Raw genomic sequence first — 26,312 nt, forward strand, 5'->3', positions numbered from 1 at the left:
TTGAGATTCTAGATTAATTCAGGTCTGCTAGCGCAGCAAGTTGATCGGCTTGATATTCTAATATCACTGGATCAATAAGGCTTTGAAGATCGCCTTCCATCACTTCTGACAAACGGTACAATGTAAGGTTGATTCGATGGTCTGATACTCGGCCTTGCGGATAGTTGTAAGTTCGAATACGGTCACTTCTATCGCCAGAACCTAATAGGTTACGTCGAGTATCCGAAACAACTTCAGCTCGTCTAGCTTCTTCAGCCTTAATAATTCTTGCAGCAAGAACCGACATCGCTTTCGCCTTGTTTTTATGCTGAGAACGTTCATCCTGACATTCCACTACAGTACCAGTTGGTAAGTGGGTAATTCGTATAGCAGAATCGGTGGTGTTCACGTGCTGGCCACCAGCACCAGACGATCTGAATGTGTCTATTTTCAGGTCAGACGATTTAATTTCTGGTAGATCCGCTTCTGGTATCTCTGCCATGACAGCCAAAGTACAAGCAGAGGTATGCACACGTCCTTGCGATTCCGTCGCAGGAACACGTTGCACTCGGTGGCCACCTGATTCAAATTTGAGTACGCCGTAAGCACCGTCGCCACTCACTCTAGCGATCATCTCTTTGTAACCACCTTGTTCAGATTCATTCGAGCTCATTACCTCTATTCGCCAACCTTTCTTTTCAGCAAAACGGCTGTACATACGGAAAAGGTGACCGGCGAATATACCCGCTTCATCTCCACCCGCACCCGCACGAATCTCTAAGAAACAGTTACGTTCATCGTTTGGATCTTTTGGTATCAGTAGAATCTGTAGATCATCAGCCAGTTTTTCAATAGTGGCTTTAGATTCCTTTATCTCTTCTTGCGCCATTTCGCGCATTTCTGCATCGTCTTCCGTCGCCATTTCCTCAGCTGCGTCGAGATCACCTTGAGCTTGCTGGTACGCTTGGAAGCACATCGTCACTTCTTCTAATTGAGAATACTCTCTAGACAGTGCACGGAATCTGTTTTGGTCACCAATAACGTCAGGATCACCAAGTAAATGCTGAACCTCTTCGTAGCGCTCTACTAGAGTTTCAAGCTTAGTCAAAATGGATTGTTTCATAATCTTCTTTAATTTTGTTGTAGGTCGTCTAGACCTATACTCTGTCTAATTACAGAGAGTTTATCTGGGTCACCTTGCTCCGCTGCACTTTGCAGGGCGCGAGTAGGAGCGTGGATCAATCTGTTGGTCAATTTATTGCTTAGTTCTAGCAACACCTTTTCAGGGTCACCACCAGACTCGAGTGCCTGTAAGCTTTTCGCGATAAGTTCTTCTCTAATCGCATTCGCTGATGTTCGAAATTCTCGGATACTATCAACAGCGTGCAATGATCGTAACCAAGTCATAAATGCAGCGCTCTCTTCGGAAACAATCGCCTCAGCTTGAATCGCTTCAACTTTGCGTTGTTCCATATTCTGCTGAACAATAGACTGTAAATCGTCGACAGTATAAAGATAAATATCGTCTAAGTCGCCAACTTGCTGTTCTACATCTCTCGGTACGGCTATATCTACGATAAGAATGGGTTGACGCTTGCGTTTTTTCAACGCCGTTTCCACCATACCTTTACCGATAATAGGCAGCGGACTGGCTGTAGAGCTTATAACGATATCTGCTCTATATAGGTGTTCCGGTATTTCTTCGAGGCTTATCACCTGAGCATCAAACTGTTTTGCTAAACCTAGTGCGCGTTCACGGGTACGATTAGCAACAATGATATGTTTGCATCCATTATCAGAAAGGTGTTTGGCAACAAGTTCTATTGTCTCGCCAGCACCCACTAATAATACTGTCGATTCTGAAAGTGATTCAAATATGTGCTTCGCAAGTGTGCAGGCTGCATATGCAACCGAAACAGCACTCCCACCAATTTCAGTTTCTGTTCGAACTTTTTTTGCTACTGAAAATGTTTTTTGGAACAACTTCTCCATTGTACCGTCGACAGACTTAAGCTCTCTAGCGCTTGAGTAGGCTTGCTTAACTTGCCCCAAGATTTGAGGTTCACCCAATACAAGCGAGTCGAGGCCACACGAAACACGCATCAAATGCTTAATTGCCGCTTGTTCTTCATGTATATATAAGCTTGACTTAAGTTCTTCAGGTTGAATCTGATGGAACTCTGTCATCCAGTCAATCACTTGATTTTTGCTTGCTTGTTTTACATCAAAATAGATCTCTGTTCGATTACAAGTGGAGACAATAACACCACTTTTTATATTTGAATCAGCTCCAAGTTGCTTATGCGCCTCTGTCAACTTCTCAGGGGAAAAAGCAACCTTTTCTCGCAATTCAACCGACGCTGTATTGTGATTGATACCAATAACAAGCAAGGACATGGAATAAAGGATCTCGATTTTAATATACGAATTAAGGGAGGAATTTTACTTGATGGGCTTACTTAATGAAAGGGTGATAGAGAGATGTTTTTATGAGTTCGTGATTTAGATGATATAGTTACCCCTAAAGACTTACTTGATTTGCGTGATTATTGACCAATATGAAAATAATTCAAAAATACTGTATCTATTTGTCCCTAATTTTTTTCGTTTCTGCTTGTAGTACTCTCCCTGAAGAATCGGCCATTAATGTAGAATGGGAAAAACACAGTACACAACTCTCAAACATTCGTTCATTTCAGGCTACGGGCAAATTGGGTTATCGAGGTCCAAAAGATACCGTCACCTTAAATTTCTATTGGAAACACACTGAAAAAGAAAGCGAATTACGTTTGATCAACTTTCTCGGCTCTACCGTACTAACGCTCATTATGACACCGGACGGTTCCAAGGTAATCACCAGTGATGACCAAATCTACGAAAATAAAGACGCCAACTTGTTATTTGCAGAATTAACTGGTTTAGAGTTTCCGGTATCTCAATTGAAACATTGGATAAAAGGCCTACCAATTCAGGCCGACGACTATCAATTTAATGAGACTAATACATTAAAATCTTTACAAAAAAGAAGTAGAAATCGTAACTGGACTTTAGATTACACCCGCTATCAAGATCACGATGGTCTACCGCTACCAAATCAAATGACACTAAAATCCACAGACACCAAAATTAAAATCGCTGTTTCTAAATGGGTAATAAATTCATGATAACTCAGTCGACTTCTTGGCCCTCGCCTGCAAAGCTTAATCTCTTTCTTTATATCAACAATAGAAGAGAAGATGGATACCACGAGCTTCAGACACTATTCCAGTTTTTAGATTATTGCGACACCCTAACTATCCAAGCCAATTCCTCTGACAAGATTACGCTTACCCCTGAACTTGAAGGCGTACCTGTCGAGAGTAACTTAATATGGAAAGCCGCTATAGCGCTTAAGAAAAAGACTCAGGTTTCCTACGGTGTTGATATCCATTTGGAAAAAAGGTTGCCCATGGGCGGAGGTATTGGCGGCGGTTCTTCTAATGCTGCGACCGTACTTGTTGCACTAAATTTTCTCTGGCAGCTTAATTTAACCTTTGATGAGTTGGCTGATATTGGTTTACAACTTGGTGCTGATGTCCCAATTTTTGTGAAAGGCTTTTCGGCATTTGCAGAAGGAGTGGGAGAACGATTGGAAAAAGTAACCCCAGAAGAGAAGTGGTATTTGGTGGTTAAGCCCGATGTGAGCATATCAACAGCAGAAATTTTTTCTCATCCTGACTTGACCAGAAATACGCCAAAGCGAGCTATAGCTGAGTTGTTAACTGGATCACAAGTAAACGATTGCGAAAAAATTGTTCGATTACTTTATCCAGAGGTTGATAAGCAACTTTCATGGCTGTTACAATATGCGCCGTCAAGATTGACGGGTACAGGGTCATGTCTGTTTTCTGAGTTTAACAACAAACTCGATGCAGAGAGAATTCGTGCTAAACTTCCTGACGCTGTTTTAAGTTTTATCGCACAAGGGAAAAACCGTTCCCTATTGCATACAACACTCACCAGTTACAAAAAATCTTTGACTGAATAGTTAAAGGAATGAGTAACTCGTGAACACCCAACCTAATTTAAAAACTGGACGCAACCCCGAGGTTTCCACTGTGCCTGATATGAAGCTATTTGCTGGTAACGCTACACCTGAACTAGCCCAACGTATTGCTGATCGTCTCTATATTTCTCTTGGTGACGCTACTGTTGACCGTTTCTCTGATGGAGAAATAGCGGTTCAAATAAACGAGAATGTTCGTGGTAGTGACGTATTCATCATCCAATCAACCTGTGCTCCTACTAATGATAACCTAATGGAATTAGTAGTAATGATTGATGCAATGCGCCGTGCTTCCGCAGGCCGTATTACTGCTGTTATCCCTTACTTCGGATATGCTCGACAAGACAGACGCGTTCGTTCTGCTCGTGTGCCTATCACTGCAAAAGTCGTTGCTGACTTTCTGTCTAACGTGGGCGTAGATCGAGTATTAACTATCGACCTTCATGCTGAGCAGATTCAAGGTTTCTTCGATGTTCCTGTAGATAACATCTTCGGTACGCCAGTTCTTCTTGAAGATATGGCAGCCCGTGGTCTAGAAGATCCTGTGGTCGTTTCACCAGATCTTGGTGGCGTTGTTCGTGCACGTGCAACTGCGAAGGCGTTAGGAAATATTGATATCGCTATCGTAGACAAACGTCGTCCACGCGCCAATGTATCGGAAGTAATGAACCTGATTGGTGAAGTTGAAGGTCGTGACTGTGTTATTGTCGATGACATGATCGATACTGGTGGCACACTTTGTAAGGCAGCAGAAGCACTTAAACAGCGTGGAGCTAAGCGTGTATTCGCATACGCAACCCACGCCGTGTTCTCGGGCAATGCAGCCAAGAACATCAAAAACTCAGTGATTGACCAAGTTATCATTACCGATTCCATTACCCTTTCTAAGGAAATGGCAGCAACAGGTAAAGTAACGCAGCTGACTCTATCTAGCATGCTTGCTGAAGCGATTCGTCGTATCAGCAACGAAGAATCTATTTCGGCTATGTTTAGTTAAGAAGATTTAGCTAAAAACGGTTTGTTTGTACGGTTTTAATTCGTCGCTATAAATAACCGTTAATCTTATTAAAAACACCTCTTTAGAAGGGGTGTTTTTTTGTGTTGTAGAAACCCATATTTAGTGCCTCGCACCTCGAAGTACTTTTATGCTATTATACGGCGCTTTTTGAAAATCCAAGAGAGATCCTAACCGTGAGTCAAGAGATTAAACTGCTCGTAGGTCTGGCAAACCCAGGTCCTGAATATGCGAAGACCCGACATAACGCCGGAGCATGGGTTGTTGAAGAATTGGCACGAGTCCATAATATAACATTAAAGAATGAATCAAAGTTCTTTGGTTATACTGGACGTATCATGGTGAGTGGTGAAGATTTACGTCTTCTCATTCCGACCACATTTATGAATTTGTCTGGAAAGGCTGTTGCTTCTGTTGCCAAGTTCTACCAAATCAAACCTGAAGAAATCATGATCGCTCATGATGAGCTTGATCTCCCTCCAGGCGTTGGTAAATTTAAAAAAGGTGGTGGCCACGGTGGTCATAACGGTTTAAAAGACTCAATTAGCAGACTTGGTAATAACAAAGAATTTTACCGCTTACGGATTGGCATTGGCCATCCGGGGCATAAAGATAGAGTATCTGGCTATGTATTGGGTAGAGCCCCAGCAAAAGAGCAAGAATGTATTGATGCTGTCGTAGATGAATCTGTCCGCAGCTTAGATATCTTACTCACAGACGGCATAGCCAAAGCACAAAATCGCTTACACACGTTCAAAGCAGAATAAGGTTTATATCATGGGTTTCAAATGTGGCATCGTTGGTCTACCAAACGTAGGTAAATCGACTCTGTTTAACGCACTAACTAAAGCTGGTATCGAAGCAGCAAACTTTCCATTTTGTACTATCGAGCCTAACACCGGCATAGTACCTGTGCCTGATTTACGTCTAGATGCACTAGCAAAGATTGTTAACCCTCAAAAAATCCTACCGACGACTATGGAGTTTGTGGACATAGCAGGCCTCGTTGCCGGAGCATCTAAAGGTGAAGGCCTAGGGAATAAATTCCTTGCTAATATCCGTGAAACAGACGCTATTGGTCACGTAGTTCGTTGCTTTGAAGATGAAAACATCGTTCACGTTGCAGGTAAGATATCGCCTTTAGACGATATCGAAATCATCAATTTAGAGCTCGCTCTTGCAGACTTAGATACTTGTGAGCGAGCAATTCATCGCCAAGCAAAAAGAGCCAAGGGCGGCGACAAAGACGCTAAATTCGAAGTGATTGTACTAGAAAAACTTCTGCCTGTTTTAACAGAAGGTGGCATGGCGAGAACGGTTCAACTAGCGAAAGAAGAGTTGAAAGCGGTAGATTACTTAAATTTCTTAACGTTAAAGCCGACGATGTACATCGCTAACGTGAGTGAAGATGGCTTTGAAAATAACCCATTCCTCGACCAAGTACGCAAATTCGCCGAGAACGAAAACAATGTGGTCGTTCCTGTATGCGCCGCTATCGAGTCTGAGCTTTCTGAACTAGACGACGAAGATCGCGCTGAGTTTCTTGAAGACATGGGCATCGAAGAGCCGGGGCTGAACCGTGTAATTCGTTCAGGCTATGATCTACTTACGCTACAGACATACTTTACCGCTGGTGTAAAAGAAGTTCGTGCATGGACAATCCCAATTGGTGCTACTGCACCACAGTCAGCAGGTAAGATCCATACTGATTTTGAGAAAGGCTTCATCCGTGCAGAAGTCGTTGGCTACGATGATTTCATCCAATTCAGCGGCGAGAGTGGTGCCAAAGAAGCAGGAAAATGGCGCTTAGAAGGTAAAGATTACATCGTTAAAGATGGGGATGTCGTTCACTTCCGTTTTAACGTGTAACCAAAACACTCAATCAGTTCTAAATAAAGCCACTTTTATTAGGTGGCTTTTTCGTATCTGTTAAAATCGTCGCGTTATTTTTTATTGTTAATAATCCAATTTGGTCGAGAAATGTAATTAGTTTTTAAGCAAAAAAAGCCATCTTTGTTTAAAAAAGACGCGAACAGTCTTTTTAGTAGGATTTATGCAAAAAAATAGGTTGACGGTTTTCCTACAGATCCGCATAATGCGCTCCGTTCTTGTCGCTGGCCGTACGGTTGGAGAATGAGAATTTGGCTACGTAGCTCAGCTGGTTAGAGCACATCACTCATAATGATGGGGTCACAGGTTCAAATCCCGTCGTAGCCACCATATTTGCTTTTCTAGATAGACTAATTCTACTATCTAGAAATTATAAAAAGATTTGCGGAAGTGGCGGAATTGGTAGACGCACCAGATTTAGGTTCTGGCGCCGCAAGGTGTGAGAGTTCAAGTCTCTCCTTCCGCACCATATTTGTTGGGTTATCGCCAAGCGGTAAGGCACTGGCTTTTGATGCCAGCATTCCCTGGTTCGAATCCAGGTAACCCAGCCATATTGAAGATGGTTCGAGTAACTTTAGTTTTAAAACTTTTGATGCCAGCATTCACTGGTTCTCTCTTGTTCTAAATCTAGCAGGTAACCCGACCATAATTGGCAAGTGGTTCGAGTAATGCAGTTACAACGTTTGATACCAGCATCCCTGGTTTCCTCTCGTTCTAATCTGGCAGATAACCCGACCATATTGGCAAGTGGTTCGAGTAATGCAGTTACAACGTTTGATACCAGCGTCCCTGGTTCCCTCTCGTTCTAATCTGGCAGATAACCCGACCATAAATAAAAAAGTACTTTTTGTACTGTTAAAAGGGCGAACTTTATATTATATTGTTTCGCTTGATTTAGATGGCTACGTAGCTCAGCTGGTTAGAGCACATCACTCATAATGATGGGGTCACAGGTTCAAATCCCGTCGTAGCCACCATAATTAAAACTTGTTTGCTTTTACCAGTTAGCAAAGAAGTCTGTAGACAATTTGAGACGCGGAAGTGGCGGAATTGGTAGACGCACCAGATTTAGGTTCTGGCGCCGTAAGGTGTGAGAGTTCAAGTCTCTCCTTCCGCACCATCTCAATATTTTCTACAACAGATTTACGCGGAAGTGGCGGAATTGGTAGACGCACCAGATTTAGGTTCTGGCGCCGCAAGGTGTGAGAGTTCAAGTCTCTCCTTCCGCACCATATTTGTTGGGCTATCGCCAAGCGGTAAGGCACTGGCTTTTGATGCCAGCATTCCCTGGTTCGAATCCAGGTAGCCCAGCCATATTTGTAAGTGGTTTGAGTAATCGTAGTTTTTAAACTTTTGATGCCAGCATTCCCTGGTTCCGTTTAGTTTTAAATCTAGCAGGTAGCCCAGCCATATTTGTAAATGGTTTGAGTAATCGCAGTTTATGAACTTTTGATACCAGCACTCGCTGGTTCCCTCTTGTTTCTAAATCTAGCAGGTAGCTCAGCCATACAATTTCTTATTAGATCCAATTCATCTGATGAGAGCACGGAACATGCGGAAGTGGCGGAATTGGTAGACGCACCAGATTTAGGTTCTGGCGCCGTAAGGTGTGAGAGTTCAAGTCTCTCCTTCCGCACCATATTTGTTGGGCTATCGCCAAGCGGTAAGGCACTGGCTTTTGATGCCAGCATTCCCTGGTTCGAATCCAGGTAGCCCAGCCATATTTGTAAATGGTTGTATTAACCACTAGAAAACTTTTGATATCAGCATTCACTGATTCCCTTAAGTTTTAAATCTAGTAGGTAGCTCAGCCATACAATTTCTTATTAGATCCAATTCATCTGATGAGAGTACGAAACATGCGGAAGTGGCGGAATTGGTAGACGCACCAGATTTAGGTTCTGGCGCCGCAAGGTGTGAGAGTTCAAGTCTCTCCTTCCGCACCATATTTGTTGGGTTATCGCCAAGCGGTAAGGCACTGGCTTTTGATGCCAGCATTCCCTGGTTCGAATCCAGGTAACCCAGCCATATTTGAAGATGGTTCGAGTAACTATAGTTTTAAACTTTTGATATCAGCATTCACTGGTTCTCTTTGGTTCTAAATCTAGCAGGTAATCCAACCATATTTGTAAATGGTTTGAGTAATGCAAGTATAACCTAACTAGCAACTCGACTATGTTACTGGAAATTAGACGTTCTTAGTTTCCTTAGGTATTAGGCTGAAAGCCTAATGTGATGGCTACGTAGCTCAGTTGGTTAGAGCACATCACTCATAATGATGGGGTCACAGGTTCGAATCCCGTCGTAGCCACCATTTATTCAAGCTTATTTGCTTTTACCAATTAGCCGATAGGTCTGTAGACAGTTTGAGATGCGGAAGTGGCGGAATTGGTAGACGCACCAGATTTAGGTTCTGGCGCCGCAAGGTGTGAGAGTTCAAGTCTCTCCTTCCGCACCATCTCAAATTTATCTACAACAATGTTTTGCGGAAGTGGCGGAATTGGTAGACGCACCAGATTTAGGTTCTGGCGCCGTAAGGTGTGAGAGTTCAAGTCTCTCCTTCCGCACCATTATAAAAAAAGCACTCATTGAGTGCTTTTTTTATATCTAAAGTCCCAATGCATACTTAAGCACCCTTTCTTTTATTGGCCCTAAATTATTCGCTACTTTCAGTACCGTATTTCGAGCGAACTTTAGCGGTACAACATCGTTGCTAAACACTTTATAGAAAAAATCCATGCTTGATTGCATCAACAAGTTATCTGGTCGTCTTCTTAGTTCATATTGTTTCAATATGTCTTTTGAATTCCAATCTTGCTTATTTAGAATGCCCAGCAGCACGGCTACATCTTTAAAACCAAGATTCACGCCCTGCCCGGCTAGAGGGTTAATTGTATGAGCAGAATCTCCCACAAGAACACAACGATTTTTAAAGTAACTTTGCGCATGTCGGCGAACTAATGGAAATGCGCCCGCCTGCAACACCTTAATATTGCCAAGCTCAGTCGGAAAGTGCATCTCAACTTCTTTACGCAAGGCGTCATGTTTCATTGAGATGAGTTGTTTAATTCTTTTCGGCGAATCGTACCAAACTAATGAACCTTGGTTGCCTTTGAGAGGTAAAAATGAGCGTGGTCCACGAGGAGTAAACCATTGCCAAGTAATATCTTGTTGGTGCTTATCCGTCTCGACATTAACAAGCATACAGTCCTGACGATAATCCCATGCAGTAATACCGATACCAGCAAGACTTCGAACCTTCGAATTTGCGCCATCCGCACCGATCACCAGACTCGCTTTTAATTGTTGACCGGAAGAAAGCGTAACGATATTGCTGTCCTCACCAAATTCAATGGAGTGTAAGCTATCAGGACAGAAAGATTCCAAGTTGGAATATTCCTTAGCTTGTGTCCATAAAGCCAACTGAATCAATCTATTTTCAACAATATAACCTAATACGTCTAACCCTAACGAATCAGCAGTAAACTTGGTCCGACACTCAGGATGTTCCCAGGTTTCCAAACGACGATAGGGGCAAACTCGCATAGCGGTTACTTGGTCCCAAGTATCAAGCGATTCAAGCAGCGCCACTGATGCTTTGGAAATCGCCGACACACGAATATCCATAGCTTGAGAGGCTTCAAATGGTTGCGGTTCAACACCTTCAACTAGCGCGATTTTTTTACCTTGCTTCACCGCACCTAAAGCAACAGCAGCACCTACCATTCCACCGCCAATAATGACTAAATCGTATTGTTCCATTTCAGCTACTTCTTCTCTTCTATATATTTTCAACTCGGTGACTTTTCTATCTTATCCACTGAAACCAGTAAACGACAATGTAGCCAAGTAACCATAGCACTTACAAGGTCTTTCAATCGATTTTAAAATCATTTATTCAACCTCTGGTCAGGCGGTTTTTAAAGCAGTACAATACTCGGCTTGCCACCTTTTGGCACGAAAAATATGAGCACTATGCTCACTAAATTGAACATTGAAAACGAGCGAATGTAAAATGAGTAAGAAACTGCTAATTAAAACTTGGGGTTGCCAGATGAACGAATATGATTCGTCTAAAATGGCCGATCTGCTTAATGCCGCCAACGGTTATGAGCTAACCGACATTCCAGAAGAGGCAGATGTCTTACTTCTAAATACCTGCTCTATTCGCGAAAAAGCGCAAGAGAAAGTATTTCATCAGCTTGGCCGTTGGAAAACCCTCAAAGATAAAAAAGAGGGTGTTGTGATAGGGGTTGGGGGTTGTGTTGCCACTCAAGAAGGTAAGCATATTCGCGAACGTGCGCCGTTTGTAGACGTAATTTTTGGCCCGCAAACTCTACATCGTCTTCCTGCGATGATCAAAGCATCACAAAATGACCATGTCCCAGTCATGGATATTTCATTCCCTGAAATCGAGAAATTCGATAACCTGCCAGAACCGCGCGCTGATGGCGCAACAGCATTTGTCTCTATTATGGAAGGTTGCTCTAAGTACTGCACATACTGTGTTGTGCCTTATACGCGAGGAGAGGAAGTAAGCCGTCCAATGGACGATGTTCTCTATGAAGTCGCTCAACTAGCAGAACAAGGTGTAAGAGAAGTCAACTTACTCGGTCAAAACGTCAATGCATTCCGAGGTCCAACTCATGACGGTGATATCTGTTCTTTTGCAGATTTACTGCGCCTTGTTGCTTCAATCGACGGTATCGACCGTCTGCGTTTTACTACCAGCCACCCGCTAGAGTTTACCGACGATATCATTGCTGTTTACGAAGATACGCCTGAACTGGTCAGTTTTTTACATCTCCCCGTGCAAAGTGGATCCGATCGTGTTCTTACCATGATGAAGCGTCCTCACACGGCTATCGAATATAAATCCATCATTCGAAAACTACGTAAAGCACGTCCGGACATCCAAATTAGCTCTGATTTTATCGTTGGTTTTCCGGGAGAAAGCGATATCGACTTCCAAGACACAATGAAACTTATCAAAGATGTCGATTTTGATATGAGCTTCAGCTTTGTGTTCTCCCCTCGTCCGGGCACACCTGCAGCTGATTACCCTTGTGATTTACCAGAACAAGTAAAAAAAGACCGTCTGTTCGAATTGCAACAACAGGTAAATAGCCAAGCAATGCGTTATTCTCGCCAAATGCTGAACACGGAACAACGTGTTCTCGTTGAAGGACCATCGAAGAAAAACTTGATGGAATTACGTGCACGTACTGAAAATAATCGCGTAGTAAACTTTGAAGGCTCCGCTGATCTTATCGGCCAGTTTGTTGATGTGAATATTACTGATGTATTCTCTAACTCGCTTCGTGGCGATCTAATACGTACAGAACAAGATATGAATTTACGCATAGCAACCACGCCGACTGATATGATGTTAAAATCACGTAAAGAAGACGAGTTAGGTGTTGCAACATTTACACCTTAAGCTATCTTAAAAGTAAGCCAGAGCCCGATCGAAATCGGGCTCCTAGCTAGCTTTCCTGCTGGCGATGTAAAAGGCAACAATGAGAGGCAAAATTGAGCAATAAAATATTGACGCTAGAGATAGATCTAGAACCTTCCGACAATCACCGTCTGTCCAGCCTTTGTGGCCCATTCGATGACAATATCAAACACCTAGAACGTCGACTTGGCGTCGAAATAAACCATCGCGGTAACGCATTCTCAATTGTTGGTAAATCACATGTCGCCGCCGCAACGCTCGACATCATTAGGACAGTTTATGTTAATACAGCGCCTATAAGAGGCAACATCCCAGATATAGAACCAGAGCAGATCCATCTAGCAATTAAAGAGTCTGGTGTCCTTGAACAAACGGCTGAAGCCACTATTGAACATGGCAAAGAAGTCTTTATTAAAACAAAAAAAGGCGTCATTAAGCCCCGAACACCCAACCAAGCTCAATACCTAGTGAATATCGTCACGCACGATATAACCTACGGCATTGGCCCTGCTGGTACTGGCAAGACCTACTTAGCCGTTGCAGCAGCAGTTGATGCATTAGAAAGACAAGAAGTTCGTCGCATTCTATTAACTCGCCCAGCGGTAGAAGCGGGAGAAAAACTTGGGTTTCTACCTGGTGACTTAAGCCAAAAAGTCGACCCTTACCTGCGCCCACTTTATGATGCACTATTTGAAATGCTTGGCTTTGAACGTGTTGAAAAACTTATCGAGCGAAATGTGATAGAGGTTGCTCCACTAGCTTATATGCGTGGAAGAACCCTTAACGATGCATTTATCATTCTTGATGAAAGCCAGAATACCACCGTAGAACAAATGAAGATGTTCTTGACTCGTATCGGTTTTAACTCCCGTGCGGTGATTACCGGAGACGTGACGCAGATTGATTTACCCCGTGGAGCAAAATCAGGTTTGCGTCATGCTGTCGAAGTTCTCTCTGAGGTAGATGAAATAAGCTTCAATTTCTTCATTGCAGATGATGTCGTTAGACATCCAGTGGTCGCTCGGATAGTTAACGCGTATGAAAAATGGGAAGCCAAAGATCAAAAAGAACGAAATGAGATCGAAAAACGCAGAAATGAAGAGCGTGATGCACGTCTTTTAGAAGCACAAAAGACAAACTAATAAGCCAAGGGCACACAATGACAATTGAATTGGATCTACAGATCGCGGTAACTCACCGTATTGATCTGCCAAGTGAGAATGACTTTCATACATGGCTATCCGACACCGTTCGTCTTTTTCAGCCACAAGCAGAAGTGACTATCCGCCTAGTTGACGAAAAAGAAAGTCAGCAATTGAATAGTGAGTACAGAGGAATGGATAAACCCACCAATGTACTCTCATTTCCTTTCGAGGCACCGCCAGAAATTGAAATTGACCTATTGGGTGATCTCATTATCTGTAAACAGGTCGTAGAAAAAGAAGCACAAGAACAGAATAAACCACTTTCTGCACATTGGGCGCATATGGTTGTACATGGTGCACTTCATCTGCTAGGTTATGATCATATCGATGATGAAGAAGCGGAAGAGATGGAATCTCTCGAAACGGAAATCATGCAAAATATGGGATTCGATGACCCTTATATCGATGAAAAGTGAGCTATCACACATCTGATAGCGTTAACATATGAGAAACCATGAACGACGAAAACTCTCCCAATTCCGAAGGGAATAATGGGAAATCAGAAGGTCCGAGTAGAAAGTCCTTCTTTGAACGCCTAGGCCAGATATTTCAGGGTGAACCAAAAGATCGCCAAGAACTTGTAGATGTAATACGAGATTCAGAAATTAATGACCTTATCGATCATGACACCCGAGATATGTTAGAAGGTGTGATGGAAATTGCGGAGATGCGTGTACGAGATATTATGATACCGCGCTCTCAAATGGTTACTGCTGAAAAAGAACATAATCTTGATGAGCTAATCACCCTAATTACAGAAGCAACACATTCTCGTTATCCTGTAATCAGCGAAGACAAAGACCATGTCGAAGGCATTCTATTAGCGAAGGACTTACTTAAATATTTAGGATCTGGAAGTGAAGAGTTTGACATTAATAAAGTGATACGTCAGGCCGTCGTTGTGCCGGAAAGTAAGCGTGTTGATCGATTATTAAAAGAGTTCCGTGAGGAACGTTATCACATGGCAATAGTTGTAGATGAATTTGGTGGAGTATCAGGGTTAGTCACAATCGAAGATATTCTGGAAGAGATCGTAGGTGAGATAGAAGACGAGTTTGACGACGAAGAAGAAGAAGATATCCGTCAACTCAGTAAACATACGTTTTCTGTTAAAGCATTGACTACAATTGACGATTTTAATGACCGATTCGGTACCAACTTCAGTGATGATGAAATAGATACCATCGGCGGTATGGTGATGACGAGTTTCGGCCATTTACCATCCCGTGGTGAAACGGTAGAAATTGGTCATTATTACTTTAAAGTCGCCGCGGCGGATAATCGAAGAGTAATACAATTACAAGTCACCATTCCGGAAGAGGACGCCTCTTCCAATACTGAAGAGTAAAATTACTCACTTATAAGATTAGATGATGACAAAAAAATATCATCGCCTATTGCGGCCTATCTTGGCCGCTTTTGTTGGCGCTTCCACAACTCTTGCATTTGCCCCCTATCAACTATGGCCGATGGCATTTATCAGCCCTATTATTTTTATTCTACTCATTAATAACAAGACGTGGAAAGCAGGCGCATTTACTGGCTTTATGTTTGGTATAGGCCAGTTTTCGGTCGGTATTAGTTGGGTACATATCAGTATTGATACCTTTGGTGGCATGCCTAAAGTCGCCAGTCTTTTTTTAATGATTCTATTGGTTTCGTACCTATCAATTTATCCGGCATTATTCGCAGGGCTTACAAATAGATTCTTCCCTGAAAGCAATAAAACACGTTACCTACTGGCAATTCCATCTTTGTGGCTATTGACTGATTTGGCCCGAGGTTGGGTAATGACTGGATTCCCATGGCTTTTACTAGGCTACAGTCAGCTCGAATCGCCTCTTTCCGGCTTAGCGCCAATCGGTGGTGTCCAATTCATAACATTAGCGATAATGTTGAGCTCTAGCGGTGTAGTTTGGGTGCTAGTAAAGCGTAAACCGATCGGTCTCGTCCTTCCTTTGATGATATTTTTAAGCGCCTACGGCCTTAAACTAGTTGATTGGGTCGTTCCAGATGAGTCTACTCGTACTTCATTTGCTCTAATTCAAGGTAATGTTTCTCAAGAAAAAAAATGGCTACCGAGTGAACGTTGGCCAACCTTAATGAAATTTTTGGACCTAAGCCGAGTCAATTGGGACGCTGATATTGTCATTTGGCCTGAAGCGGCTATACCCGCTTTAGAAAAGGAACTACCCAGTTTTCTACTTAATGTTGATAAGGCGGCTCGCATGAATGACACTGCCCTCATTACTGGTGTCGTAACACAAAATTCGTCCGGAAATTATCATAACAGCGTCATAACTTTAGGTGACACACCGTCAGGTGAATACCATTACGATACTCAACCTAGATACAATAAACACCACTTACTTCCATTTGGAGAGTTTGTCCCATTCGCAGACATACTCCGTCCTATAGCGCCATTATTCAACCTACCCATGTCTTCATTCAACCGTGGTGATTTAGTGCAAAACAACATCGTGGGTAAAGGACGATATTTTGCTACTGCACTCTGTTACGAGATCATTTTTGGAGAGCAGGTCAGAAAAAATATCAATCAAAACACAAACTTCATTCTCACCTTGTCTAACGATGCGTGGTTTGGGGATTCAATAGGGCCTCTTCAACACATGGAGATCGCTCAGATGAGGGCATTAGAAACCGGCAAGCCTGTTATTCGTGCAACCAACAATGGCATAACGGCCATTACTGATTACAAGGGAAAAATTATCGCACAGATCCCACAATTTGAAACGGCGGTTTTAAGAGCGGAAGTTACATCAAGTAAAGGAAGCACACCCTTCCTTACTTTGGGTTCATGGCCTATGATCATGTTTTTAATCATGTCCTTGGCAATCTCGTTATTTAAATTCACATTAACGCGAAAATAAAACTAATGATGAGGCTTCTTTTAGAGCCAAGATTGATTACAAAGAAGAGAGCCCCAGCATTGAGGAACTCTTCTTTACGCTTTATTTTAACACAATGAGACTCAATAGAATCAGTATTACGGTTTCAAAGAGACCCGAGTAAACGCTTGCCCACCGCACTTACTGCATGAGTGAACTGTTGTGGGGTGAATGTATCGCGTTTTTTGGCCACACTTCTCACAAATCAAATGACCCAGGCCAATCACATCACCAACTTGGTAGACGCCTTGATGCTCCAGATCTTCAAACAGTTCCACCCACTCTACTTTAGTACGATCAGTAATATCGAGTAGGGCCTGCCATATTGAATCGGCCACCATGATGGAAAACGGACTTTCTTTGCTTTCTTGGTAATTATCTGCAAACTCTTTCAAATCTGATTTAACATAAGCCGAAACAAGAGCGATTTCGTCCTTAGTCATATCACTGGCAGCGTGAGCTACCTCTCCAGAGGTTTCTAGTGCCTTTTTAAGTTCCTCTGGACTCTGCTTCAGTGCTTCAACTACCTCTTCAAACTTCTCTTCATATCCTAGTTTGCGCTTTGGCATAGAGTACCTCCGTTATATTCCGTCGAGTTCGTGCAATCTTATCTTTATTGTAGCTTGTTGTACGTGCTTGCTTTAGGTATTCTATGCCGATCAATACAAATCTGATCGAACCGATCTCACATATTCCAAGATAACCGGATTTCATAGATGCAAGAGCAATATAACCCGCAAGAGATTGAACAAAAAGTTCAAAAGCACTGGGACGACAATAAAACATTCGTCGTAACCGAAGACCCAAGTAAAGAAAAATTTTACTGTCTCTCCATGTTCCCTTATCCAAGTGGCCGACTCCACATGGGTCACGTGCGTAACTACACTATCGGTGATGTAGTCTCTCGTTTCCAGCGTCTACAAGGTAAAAACGTTATGCAGCCTATTGGCTGGGATGCGTTTGGTTTACCTGCAGAAAATGCCGCAGTAAAAAATAAAACGGCACCCGCTCCTTGGACATATGAAAACATCGAATACATGAAAAACCAGCTTAAATTGCTCGGTTTTGGCTACGATTGGAAGCGCGAATTCGCGACTTGTACGCCAGAGTACTACCGCTGGGAACAAGAATTTTTCACTCAGCTATACAACAAAGATTTAGTTTATAAAAAAACCTCTTCCGTTAACTGGTGCCCTAACGACCAAACAGTTCTTGCTAATGAGCAGGTAGAAGACGGATGTTGCTGGCGCTGTGATACCCCAGTAGAACAAAAAGAGATCCCGCAATGGTTCATTAAAATCACGTCATACGCTCAGGAGCTTCTTGACGAATTAGACAACTTAGACGGTTGGCCTGAAAAAGTTAAGACCATGCAACGTAACTGGATTGGTCGTTCTGAAGGTGTAGAACTCGCATTTGAAGTTAGCAGTCAAGCCGACTTAGAAGTCTATACAACTCGCCCAGACACTTTAATGGGTGTAACTTATGTCGCCGTCGCCGCTGGTCACTCTCTGGCGACACTTGCAGCGCAGAACAATGCTCAACTTGCCCTGTTCATCGATGAATGCAAAAACAACAAAGTAGCCGAAGCTGAACTCGCAACGATGGAGAAAAAGGGAATGGACACAGGCCTTAAGGCTATCCATCCCCTTAATGGCCGTGAAGTCCCTATCTATGTCGCCAACTTTGTACTGATGGATTATGGTACTGGCGCAGTGATGGCCGTACCAGCACACGACCAACGTGACTACGAATTTGCAACCAAATATGGCTTAGACATTACGCCAGTGATCAAACCAGAAGATGGCAGCGAGCTCGATATTTCGGAAATGGCCTACACCGAAAAAGGCGTGCTATTCAACTCTGGCGAATTCGATGGCCTCGCATTCAAAGACGCTTTTGATACGATTGCAGAAAAACTAGAGTCAGAGAATAAAGGTAAGAAAACCATTAATTTCCGCCTTCGTGATTGGGGTGTTTCCCGTCAACGTTATTGGGGTACACCTATCCCAATGGTCACCACACAAGATGGTGTAGTTCATCCTGTGCCAGCGGATCAACTGCCAGTTATCCTTCCAGAAGATGTGGTAATGGATGGCGTAACTAGCCCGATTAAAGCAGACAAAGCGTGGGCAGAAACGACCTTTAATGGTGAACCGGCCCTACGTGAAACGGACACATTCGACACCTTTATGGAGTCATCATGGTATTACGCGCGCTACTGTTCGCCACACGCGGATGAAATGCTTGATTCCGATGCAGCTAATTACTGGTTACCTGTTGACCAATATGTCGGCGGTATCGAACATGCGTGTATGCACCTGCTCTATTCTCGTTTCTTCCATAAACTGCTCCGTGATGCGGGAATGGTTAAGAGCGACGAACCGTTTAAGAAACTACTTTGCCAAGGTATGGTGCTTGCAGATGCTTATCACTACACCACGGAGAAAGGAACAAAAGTCTGGGTTTCACCAACAGACGTTACTATTGAACGTGATGAGAAAGGCCGTATTGTTCAGGCAGTAGATATGGATGGCAACGAGGTTGTTCATACTGGCATGACGAAAATGTCTAAGTCCAAGAACAACGGCATCGATCCCCAAGAGATGGTGGATAAATATGGCGCAGATACAGTGCGTTTATTTATGATGTTCGCCTCTCCTGCCGATATGACCTTAGAATGGCAAGAGTCTGGTGTTGAAGGCGCGAACCGTTTCCTTAAACGTGTTTGGAAACTGGTTAACGAGCACACATCAAAAGGGGCTAGCGATGCGTTAGATAGCTCTGCATTGAATAGCAACCAGAAAGCGTTACGTCGTGATGTACATAAAACCATTGCCAAAGTAACGGATGATATTGAACGTCGTCAAACATACAATACCGCGATTGCCGCTATCATGGAATTGATGAACAAATTAGCAAAAGCACCACAGGAGATGCCGCAAGACAGGGCCATTCTTGATGAAGCTTTAAAAGCGGTTGTTTGTATGTTGTACCCTATTACACCTCATATCTCTTATGAACTATGGGAAGTATTGGGAGAATCAGCAATAGACACGGCCATCTGGCCAACAGCTGATGATGACGCGATGATAGAAGACGAAAAGCTTATTGTTGTGCAGGTCAATGGTAAACTTAGAGCAAAACTTACCGTTGCTGCTGACGCAACGAAAGAACACGTTGAAAACCTTGGATTAAATGACGTGAATGTAACTAAATTCACTGATGGCAAAACCATTCGTAAGGTTATCTATGTACCGGGTAAATTACTTAATATCGTTGCGAACTAATTCGTTCCAGAACTTAATTAAGGTTTAGCGGTCAATAAACAGGATGTGCACACATCCTGTTTATATTTATCTAATCGGAATTAGAGCACTAGATTCTTATTAGATAAATATAAAAAAGCAGAGAGTATTTTTGTGAAACCAATTTCCTTCAAAATTTCAATCAAAGTTATGGTTGTTGTACTATTTTCAGTGGTGTTATCTGCCTGTGGTTTTCACCTACGTGGAGACTATTTAATACCTGAAGAAATATCAAAGCTTTCCTTCACCAGCTTCGATAAATATAGTCAATTAACTAGAAATGTAGATGCCCAACTTAGGTTAAATAACATTCAAGTGGTTCCCCCTTCCGAGAGCATTCCAAATTTACATCTGGTCAGTGAGAGCGTCAGTGAAAGCACTTTATCTCTGTACCAAAACAGCCGGGCAGCTGAAAAAGCACTCACTTATAACACCTCTTATCGGATCACAATTCCGGAACTTGGCACAAAAACTTACTCCACCACTGTCACTCGAAATTACCTCGATAATCCAAGTACAGCGTTAGCAAAATCTGTCGAAAAAGACATGATTGAAGATGAAATGCGTCTACAAGCTGCCTCTCTAATTATGCGACAAATGGCGCGAGTAAAACAGCAAATCATTGAAGGTAATATGGTATTCGACACTGAAGAAAACATCGATACCAACCTTTCTACTAGCCCAACTGAAACTATTGTAAACGACAAAGAAGTCACCTCGTCACAGATTGAAATTAAAAGCGAGTAATTGACAGAATGCGCATCTTTGCGGACAAGCTACTTGATCAACTAAGCAGACAATTACATAACAGCTATCTCGTTTTTGGAAACGAGCCGCTGCTCGTACAAGAAAGTCGCGACGCCATTATTGCCACAGCAAAAATGGCGGGGTTTAATGAAAAGCATAACTTTACCGTGGATACTCAGATTAATTGGAATGATGTTGTTGACTGTTGCCATGCCCTAAGTCTATTTTCAAGCCGACAAATTATCGAATTAGAGATCCCGGAAGCAGGCATCAATGCCGCCGCCTCTAAAGAGCTTATTCAATTAGCCGAAAGCCTTCATCCTGATATATTGCTACTTATTGTCGGCAGTAAGTTGACAAAAGCGCAAGAAAACGCAAAGTGGTTTAAGACATTAAACCAACAAGGTGTCTGGGTAAGTTGTCTTTCTCCTGATATTCAAAGATTACCTCAGTTCATCCAAAACCGATGTCGAAAACTCAAACTTAAACCCGATGCACAAGCACTTCAAATGCTTGCACAATGGCATGAAGGCAATCTACTTGCACTCGTTCAGAGCCTTGAGAAACTGACTCTGCTGTATCCTGATGGTGAACTTAACCTAGTTAGAATTGAAGAGTCACTGAGCAGACACAATCACTTTACGCCATTTCACTGGATGGATGCGTTGCTCGCCGGAAAACCCAACCGAGCACAACGTATTCTTCGTCAGTTGCAATTAGAGGGTATCGAACCCGTCATTTTATTGAGAACGTTCCAGCGTGAAGTAAGTCTGATAACAGAGCTGAAAAATGAATCACTACATACTTCTATCAGCTCTGTTTTTGATAAACGCCGCATTTGGCAAAGCAAACGCCCCTTGTATAACGCAACACTACAACGATTGGAATTGATCCAAATACGCAGGATGCTAAAAGGGTTGAATCAAGCAGAAATAACGACGAAAACACAATATGACGATTCAGTTTGGCCAATCATTGCACAACTTTCGTTGGAGTTCTGTTCTTCAGTTCCAGCCGTATTTCCAGGCCTGCCAATTCAAAGATAAAGAATGTTATAATCTTTTGTAAGCACTATTAATTTTAACGAGGTATTAATTTGTTAAGCGACGACCTAAAAGCATTTCTCGCAAGTAAAGCAGACGACATGAAAGCCGAAGATATTGTTACCATAGATGTAGTTGGTAAATCTAGCGTCACTGATTATATGATAGTCTGTACAGGTAGTTCTAAACTCCATGTATCCTCAATTGCGAACAACATGGAATCAGAAGCAAATAGTATTGGTTTATCATCGTTGGGTATCGACGGTGAAAAAGAGGGTGAGTGGGTAGTATTAGATATGGGCGATGTCATGGTACATGTGATGCAGAAAGAACATCGTGAACTATATCAACTAGAAAAACTCTGGAGCTAACGTTGAAGATTCAGCTGATTGCTGTTGGAACTAAAATGCCTAAATGGGTAGAAGAAGGATTCAACGAGTATAAACGCCGTTTTCCCCATGATATGCCTTTAGAGTTGACAGAAATCACCGCAGGTAAAAGAGGCAAGAATGCGGACATCGCAAGAATTCTGCAAAAGGAAGGCGAAGCCATGCTTGCGGCTGTACCAAAAGGTAACCGGGTTGTCACCTTAGACATTCCAGGGAAACGGTGGGATACAGAACAATTAGCGCAACAACTAGAAAGTTGGAAACTAGACGCAAGAGATGTCTCAATATTGATTGGGGGCCCCGAAGGGTTAGCTCCTGCCTGCAAGGCAGCAGCCGAACAGAGCTGGTCTCTTTCCCCTCTAACACTGCCGCACCCCTTAGTTAGAGTTATCATGGCTGAAAGCTTATACCGAGCTTGGAGCATCACTACAAACCATCCGTATCATCGAGAATAGAGTGACATGAGACGTAGACGCACTCAAATTCGCGACCATCAAATAGAATCTCGACTATTCAAAAGTAGAGCTATCATTTCGTTTTTTGGTATTGTAGCGATGATAGCGGTACTGATTGGAAATTTGTACCATATCCAAGTCAATCAATATCAAGACTATAAAACTCGTTCAAACGATAACCGCATTAAAATAGTTCCTATCGCACCAAATAGAGGGTTAGTTTATGACCGGAACGGCAAAATTTTAGCCGAGAATAGACCTGTTTTTAATCTGGAACTCATCCCTGAGAAGATTGAGAACATCGAAGAAACGCTGATTGAACTACAAAAAATACTCGATATCCCACCAGAGAGAATCCAAGCGTTTCACAAAGAACGAAGACGTGTACGTCGCTTCAAATCTGTTCCGTTACTTACCCAGTTAAACGAACAACAAGTGGCTATTTTCTCTGTCAATCAGTATCGATTCCCAGGCATTAAAGTTACTGCTACGTTAAAGCGATTCTACCCATACGGGTCTGCACTCACCCATGTTTTAGGCTATGTATCTAGAATAAATGATCGTGATGTACTTAAACTCGCGAGGGAAGGAAAAGAGAGTAATTACCAAGCGACTCGAGACATCGGCAAGCTCGGTATAGAGCGCTACTATGAAGAAGTATTGCATGGCACTGCCGGCTATCAAGAAGTTGAGGTCAATAGTCGCGGGCGAGTGATTCGAACCTTGAAATATATCCCACCTATCCCGGGGAAAGATTTGGTTCTTAACCTGAATATAGATGTTCAACTATACGTCTATAAACTATTAGATAACCGACGTGGTTCAGCAGTAGTACTCGATCCAAAAGACAACGGAATCCTAGCGATGGTCTCGACACCAAGCTATGACCCTAATGCGTTCGTCCACGGCATTTCAAGTAAAGCTTACAATAAGTTACTTAATAATAAAAACCGCCCCTTGGTTAACCGAGCGACATTGGGCATATATCCTCCAGCTTCAACTGTGAAACCTTTCATCGCTGTTGCTGCACTGCAAGAAGGTATCGTGACGCCCTATACCACTCGAAATGATCCGGGCTTTTGGAAAATACCAAATTCAAAAACTAAACCATTTAGAGATTGGTTACGTTGGGGACACGGCCGAATTAATATTACTCAATCTATTGAAGAATCTGTCGACACCTTTTTTTATCAAATAGCATATGACTTAGGCATAGATAGACTCTCATCTTGGATGATGAAATTCGGTTTTGGCGACTATACCGGTATCGATATCCATGAAGAAAGTAAAGCCAATATGCCAAGCCGTGAATGGAAGATGGCTCGCCACAGAACACCTTGGTATCAAGGTGATACTATTCCAGTTGGTATCGGACAAGGTTACTGGACCGCCACGCCAATGCAGATTGCAAAGGCAACCTCAGTGTTGATTCATAGAGGCGTAGTCATACCACCTCATTTACTGAAGGCGACAATAGATAATACGACCGATACAGAAACCATCACGCCCGAACCCATCGACGCGTACCCTCCAATATTGGGCGTCCCTGACAAGTATTGGGATATTGCAATAAAAGGGATGAATCTGGTCAACCATGGCAAAAAAGGCACCGCACGCCGAGCATTTCAAAAACTAGGCTATCAAAGTGGTGGTAAATCGGGTACTGCCCAAGTCTTTGGATTAAAAGAAGACGAGGAATACAACGCGGAAGAACTTGACGAGTACCTAAGAGACCATGCTCTCTTTACTGGTTTTGCCCCTCTAGAAAACCCGCAAGTTGTCGCAACTATTGTGCTAGAAAATGCTGGAGGGGGCTCTACTAACGGAGCACCTATCGTGCGCAAGATATTTGATAAAGTCATATTAAACAAAGAAGATGGAGAAGAAAAGTAATGAAACTAGATCCATCTACTGGGAAAAGCCGTGTTTTCTTTGAAAGGTTTCATGTTGATCTTCCCTTGTTATTAGGTTTAGTCGCCGTAATGATATTTGGCCTCATGGTCATGTACAGCGCAAGCGGTCAAAACTTAGCAATGATGGAGCGCCAAGCAATGCGAATGGTTTTGGCGCTAGGCGTGATGATATTACTGGCTCAAATATCCCCACGAACTTACGAAGCTTTTGCGCCTTTTTTGTTCATTGTTGGGGTAATATTACTGTTGGGCGTACTCTTTTTTGGTGAATCATCAAAAGGGGCTCAGCGGTGGCTAAACATAGGGTTTATACGATTCCAACCCTCCGAACTGCTCAAGCTTGCCGTCCCATTAATGATAGCCAGATTTATTGGTAAACAGTCTCTCCCACCCTCATTCAAGACGCTAATAATTTCGTTAGTTATGGTCTGTGTACCGACCATATTGATCGCTAAACAGCCAGATCTCGGCACCTCTATTCTTATCGCCGCATCAGGTATATTCGTTATTTTTCTAGCTGGGATCAGTTGGCGTTATATTTTTTCAGCTACGCTTGCAGTCGGTGCATTTGCCCCCATTCTTTGGTTCTTCTTGATGCGCGAATACCAAAAAGTGAGAGTACGTACTCTTTTTAATCCAGAGTCTGACCCATTGGGTGCTGGCTATCATATTATTCAGAGCAAAATCGCAATTGGATCCGGTGGTATAGCCGGAAAAGGCTGGTTGCAAGGAACCCAATCTCAACTAGAATTTTTACCTGAGCGACATACTGACTTTATCTTTGCAGTAATCGCTGAAGAGTGGGGTATGCTAGGCATTCTTAGCTTATTTGCTCTTTACCTATTCATTATTGGGCGAGGTTTATATCTTGCCAGCCAATCTCAATCCGCTTTTGGCAGAATGATGGCAGGAAGTGTCATGTTAAGCTTCTTCGTATACATATTTGTAAATGTAGGAATGGTCAGTGGCATACTACCTGTTGTAGGTGTCCCATTACCGCTTATCAGTTATGGTGGCACATCCATGGTTACGCTTATGGCCGGCTTTGGTATTTTGATGTCTATCCATACCCATAGAAGCATGTTATCAAAAGCGACATAATGACAATAAAACAGACAATACTCAGTACACTTTTAATTCTTTTATTGGCTGCCTGCTCTAGCTCCGGCGGCCGTTATTCGATATCCAATGATGTGGGCCCAGAAAAACCAATACAGCTCGACCATATTGAAGACGCCCATCCTGTCTATGAACCTTTTAGTCGAGGCGGGAATCGAGATTACAAACTGCGCGGTGGTTCATACAAAATCATCAAGAATCCCGATGGTTTTAAGCAGAGTGGACAAGCGTCTTGGTACGGTAAAAAGTTCCATGGACACCTCACATCAAATGGTGAAGTCTATGACATGTACTCCATGTCTGCAGCACATAAGACCTTACCCATACCAAGCTACGTTAAGGTAACCAATAAAGACAATGGTAAAAGCACCATTGTTCGTGTCAACGATCGCGGACCATTCCACGATGGACGGATTATCGACCTTAGCTATGCCGCCGCTTACAAGCTAAATGTTGTGAATACAGGAACCGCCAATGTTGATATAGAGTACATATCAACAAAACCTCAGACACCTTCTTCAAAGATACCAAAAGCCACAGCTAGTTATAGTATTCAAACAGCCTCATCAAATCATGAAGAGAGAAGTCGAACTTTAGCTAAAAATATTAGACAAACTCTTTCTATGAAGACCTATGTTGAACCAAATAAAGAGATCTATCGAGTTCTCGTTGGCCCATTTACAGACTATTCAGAATCCGTAGATGCGTTAGAGATATTGAAAACAAATGGATACCCGCAAGCGTTTATTAGAAAAAACAAAAATTAACGTATATCATGCAGTACTAGCGAATTGGCGGAATTTTTGTCATAGTGCATCCAGAATTGCTGTCGAAGCT

At 42.7% G+C, this 26,312-nt stretch carries 22 protein-coding genes and 14 tRNA genes; 32 read left to right on the forward strand and 4 right to left on the reverse strand.

The genetic code is table 11. The features are described 5' to 3' along the window. Nucleotides 1–13: 13 nt before the first annotated feature. Together prfA and hemA are read right to left on the reverse strand one after the other, a co-directional pair. Nucleotides 14–1,102 (reverse strand): peptide chain release factor 1, encoded by a 1,089-nt coding sequence (gene prfA, locus L3V77_RS13140; protein ID WP_275134559.1) that lies wholly within the window; start codon nucleotides 1,100–1,102, stop codon nucleotides 14–16. Between the two features lie 8 nt (nucleotides 1,103–1,110). Then, nucleotides 1,111–2,376 (reverse strand): glutamyl-tRNA reductase, encoded by a 1,266-nt coding sequence (gene hemA, locus L3V77_RS13145; RefSeq protein WP_275134560.1) that lies wholly within the window; start codon nucleotides 2,374–2,376, stop codon nucleotides 1,111–1,113. Between the two features lie 161 nt (nucleotides 2,377–2,537). Here hemA and lolB point away from each other — a divergent pair, with 161 nt between their 5' ends. The 19 genes from lolB to L3V77_RS13240 all read left to right on the forward strand — a co-directional run bounded on the left by lolB (nucleotide 2,538) and on the right by L3V77_RS13240 (nucleotide 9,499). Beyond that, complete coding sequence (lolB, locus tag L3V77_RS13150; RefSeq protein WP_275134561.1) at nucleotides 2,538–3,143, forward strand: lipoprotein insertase outer membrane protein LolB; 606 nt, start codon at nucleotides 2,538–2,540, stop codon at nucleotides 3,141–3,143. Next, nucleotides 3,125–4,006, forward strand: coding sequence for a 4-(cytidine 5'-diphospho)-2-C-methyl-D-erythritol kinase (gene ispE, locus L3V77_RS13155; protein WP_275134562.1), 882 nt, complete (start codon nucleotides 3,125–3,127; stop codon nucleotides 4,004–4,006). Before lolB ends, ispE begins: the two co-directional genes overlap by 19 nt. Before the next feature lie 70 nt (nucleotides 4,007–4,076). Beyond that, the gene (locus L3V77_RS13160) at nucleotides 4,077–5,021 is read left to right on the forward strand and encodes a ribose-phosphate pyrophosphokinase (RefSeq protein ID WP_195705107.1); all 945 of its coding nucleotides are present in this window, start codon (nucleotides 4,077–4,079) and stop codon (nucleotides 5,019–5,021) included. A 194-nt stretch (nucleotides 5,022–5,215) separates the two neighbouring features. Beyond that, nucleotides 5,216–5,806: an aminoacyl-tRNA hydrolase gene (gene pth, locus L3V77_RS13165; protein WP_275134563.1), complete on the forward strand. Its 591-nt coding sequence runs from the start codon at nucleotides 5,216–5,218 to the stop codon at nucleotides 5,804–5,806. A 10-nt stretch (nucleotides 5,807–5,816) separates the two neighbouring features. After that, the gene (ychF, locus tag L3V77_RS13170; protein WP_275134564.1) at nucleotides 5,817–6,908 is read left to right on the forward strand and encodes a redox-regulated ATPase YchF; all 1,092 of its coding nucleotides are present in this window, start codon (nucleotides 5,817–5,819) and stop codon (nucleotides 6,906–6,908) included. Between the two features lie 274 nt (nucleotides 6,909–7,182). Then, nucleotides 7,183–7,259: transfer RNA gene (locus tag L3V77_RS13175), tRNA-Met, on the forward strand. A gap of 54 nt (nucleotides 7,260–7,313) precedes the next feature. Then, nucleotides 7,314–7,398: transfer RNA gene (locus L3V77_RS13180), tRNA-Leu, on the forward strand. A gap of 7 nt (nucleotides 7,399–7,405) precedes the next feature. Continuing rightward, a tRNA-Gln gene (locus L3V77_RS13185) sits at nucleotides 7,406–7,480 on the forward strand. Nucleotides 7,481–7,829: 349 nt separating this feature from the next. Further along, nucleotides 7,830–7,906 (forward strand) — tRNA-Met (locus L3V77_RS13190). 58 nt (nucleotides 7,907–7,964) lie between these two features. Continuing rightward, nucleotides 7,965–8,049 (forward strand) — tRNA-Leu (locus L3V77_RS13195). A gap of 27 nt (nucleotides 8,050–8,076) precedes the next feature. Continuing rightward, nucleotides 8,077–8,161: transfer RNA gene (locus L3V77_RS13200), tRNA-Leu, on the forward strand. A 7-nt stretch (nucleotides 8,162–8,168) separates the two neighbouring features. Further along, nucleotides 8,169–8,243 (forward strand) — tRNA-Gln (locus tag L3V77_RS13205). A 240-nt stretch (nucleotides 8,244–8,483) separates the two neighbouring features. Beyond that, nucleotides 8,484–8,568, forward strand: a tRNA-Leu gene (locus tag L3V77_RS13210). Between the two features lie 7 nt (nucleotides 8,569–8,575). Next, a tRNA-Gln gene (locus tag L3V77_RS13215) sits at nucleotides 8,576–8,650 on the forward strand. A gap of 140 nt (nucleotides 8,651–8,790) precedes the next feature. After that, nucleotides 8,791–8,875: transfer RNA gene (locus tag L3V77_RS13220), tRNA-Leu, on the forward strand. A gap of 7 nt (nucleotides 8,876–8,882) precedes the next feature. Next, nucleotides 8,883–8,957 (forward strand) — tRNA-Gln (locus tag L3V77_RS13225). Nucleotides 8,958–9,166: 209 nt separating this feature from the next. Continuing rightward, nucleotides 9,167–9,243: transfer RNA gene (locus L3V77_RS13230), tRNA-Met, on the forward strand. A gap of 59 nt (nucleotides 9,244–9,302) precedes the next feature. Further along, a tRNA-Leu gene (locus L3V77_RS13235) sits at nucleotides 9,303–9,387 on the forward strand. Between the two features lie 27 nt (nucleotides 9,388–9,414). Further along, nucleotides 9,415–9,499 (forward strand) — tRNA-Leu (locus L3V77_RS13240). Between the two features lie 37 nt (nucleotides 9,500–9,536). Here the strand turns inward: L3V77_RS13240 and L3V77_RS13245 are convergent. Continuing rightward, nucleotides 9,537–10,691 carry a 2-octaprenyl-3-methyl-6-methoxy-1,4-benzoquinol hydroxylase gene (locus L3V77_RS13245; RefSeq protein WP_275134565.1) on the reverse strand — a complete coding sequence of 385 codons (1,155 nt, stop codon included), beginning with the start codon at nucleotides 10,689–10,691 and terminating at the stop codon, nucleotides 9,537–9,539. A 253-nt stretch (nucleotides 10,692–10,944) separates the two neighbouring features. On the opposite strand from L3V77_RS13245, the gene miaB reads away from it, so the two are divergent. The 5 genes from miaB to lnt all read left to right on the forward strand — a co-directional run bounded on the left by miaB (nucleotide 10,945) and on the right by lnt (nucleotide 16,483). After that, on the forward strand, nucleotides 10,945–12,369 hold the full coding sequence (gene miaB, locus L3V77_RS13250; protein WP_275134566.1) for a tRNA (N6-isopentenyl adenosine(37)-C2)-methylthiotransferase MiaB: 1,425 nt from the start codon (nucleotides 10,945–10,947) through the stop codon (nucleotides 12,367–12,369). 92 nt (nucleotides 12,370–12,461) lie between these two features. Next, a complete protein-coding gene (locus tag L3V77_RS13255; protein WP_275134567.1) occupies nucleotides 12,462–13,529 on the forward strand; it encodes a PhoH family protein in 1,068 nt (355 codons plus the stop codon). Nucleotides 13,530–13,546: 17 nt separating this feature from the next. Beyond that, nucleotides 13,547–14,008 carry an rRNA maturation RNase YbeY gene (gene ybeY / locus L3V77_RS13260; RefSeq protein ID WP_275134568.1) on the forward strand — a complete coding sequence of 154 codons (462 nt, stop codon included), beginning with the start codon at nucleotides 13,547–13,549 and terminating at the stop codon, nucleotides 14,006–14,008. A gap of 38 nt (nucleotides 14,009–14,046) precedes the next feature. Then, on the forward strand, nucleotides 14,047–14,940 hold the full coding sequence (gene corC / locus L3V77_RS13265) for a CNNM family magnesium/cobalt transport protein CorC (protein WP_275134569.1): 894 nt from the start codon (nucleotides 14,047–14,049) through the stop codon (nucleotides 14,938–14,940). A 22-nt stretch (nucleotides 14,941–14,962) separates the two neighbouring features. Beyond that, nucleotides 14,963–16,483: an apolipoprotein N-acyltransferase gene (lnt, locus tag L3V77_RS13270; protein WP_275134570.1), complete on the forward strand. Its 1,521-nt coding sequence runs from the start codon at nucleotides 14,963–14,965 to the stop codon at nucleotides 16,481–16,483. 116 nt (nucleotides 16,484–16,599) lie between these two features. Here the strand turns inward: lnt and L3V77_RS13275 are convergent, their stop codons facing one another. After that, a complete protein-coding gene (locus L3V77_RS13275; protein ID WP_195704064.1) occupies nucleotides 16,600–17,070 on the reverse strand; it encodes a zinc ribbon-containing protein in 471 nt (156 codons plus the stop codon). A 147-nt stretch (nucleotides 17,071–17,217) separates the two neighbouring features. Between L3V77_RS13275 and leuS the strand changes: the two genes are divergently transcribed. The 8 genes from leuS to L3V77_RS13315 all read left to right on the forward strand — a co-directional run bounded on the left by leuS (nucleotide 17,218) and on the right by L3V77_RS13315 (nucleotide 26,242). Continuing rightward, the gene (gene leuS / locus L3V77_RS13280; protein WP_275134571.1) at nucleotides 17,218–19,791 is read left to right on the forward strand and encodes a leucine--tRNA ligase; all 2,574 of its coding nucleotides are present in this window, start codon (nucleotides 17,218–17,220) and stop codon (nucleotides 19,789–19,791) included. 132 nt (nucleotides 19,792–19,923) lie between these two features. After that, on the forward strand, nucleotides 19,924–20,556 hold the full coding sequence (lptE, locus tag L3V77_RS13285; protein ID WP_275134572.1) for an LPS assembly lipoprotein LptE: 633 nt from the start codon (nucleotides 19,924–19,926) through the stop codon (nucleotides 20,554–20,556). 8 nt (nucleotides 20,557–20,564) lie between these two features. Then, complete coding sequence (gene holA / locus L3V77_RS13290) at nucleotides 20,565–21,602, forward strand: DNA polymerase III subunit delta (protein WP_275134573.1); 1,038 nt, start codon at nucleotides 20,565–20,567, stop codon at nucleotides 21,600–21,602. Nucleotides 21,603–21,652: 50 nt separating this feature from the next. After that, on the forward strand, nucleotides 21,653–21,970 hold the full coding sequence (rsfS, locus tag L3V77_RS13295) for a ribosome silencing factor (protein WP_275134574.1): 318 nt from the start codon (nucleotides 21,653–21,655) through the stop codon (nucleotides 21,968–21,970). A 2-nt stretch (nucleotides 21,971–21,972) separates the two neighbouring features. Further along, nucleotides 21,973–22,443: a 23S rRNA (pseudouridine(1915)-N(3))-methyltransferase RlmH gene (gene rlmH / locus L3V77_RS13300; protein WP_275134575.1), complete on the forward strand. Its 471-nt coding sequence runs from the start codon at nucleotides 21,973–21,975 to the stop codon at nucleotides 22,441–22,443. Nucleotides 22,444–22,449: 6 nt separating this feature from the next. Next, nucleotides 22,450–24,336: a penicillin-binding protein 2 gene (gene mrdA, locus L3V77_RS13305; protein WP_275134576.1), complete on the forward strand. Its 1,887-nt coding sequence runs from the start codon at nucleotides 22,450–22,452 to the stop codon at nucleotides 24,334–24,336. Beyond that, complete coding sequence (gene rodA / locus L3V77_RS13310) at nucleotides 24,336–25,457, forward strand: rod shape-determining protein RodA (RefSeq protein WP_275134577.1); 1,122 nt, start codon at nucleotides 24,336–24,338, stop codon at nucleotides 25,455–25,457. The genes mrdA and rodA overlap by 1 nt, the downstream gene beginning before the upstream one ends. Further along, nucleotides 25,457–26,242 carry a septal ring lytic transglycosylase RlpA family protein gene (locus L3V77_RS13315; RefSeq protein ID WP_275134578.1) on the forward strand — a complete coding sequence of 262 codons (786 nt, stop codon included), beginning with the start codon at nucleotides 25,457–25,459 and terminating at the stop codon, nucleotides 26,240–26,242. The genes rodA and L3V77_RS13315 overlap by 1 nt, the downstream gene beginning before the upstream one ends. Nucleotides 26,243–26,312: the final 70 nt, after the last annotated feature.

The sequence above is a fragment of the Vibrio sp. DW001 genome, assembly GCF_029016285.1.
In the GTDB taxonomy this organism is placed as follows: domain Bacteria; phylum Pseudomonadota; class Gammaproteobacteria; order Enterobacterales; family Vibrionaceae; genus Vibrio.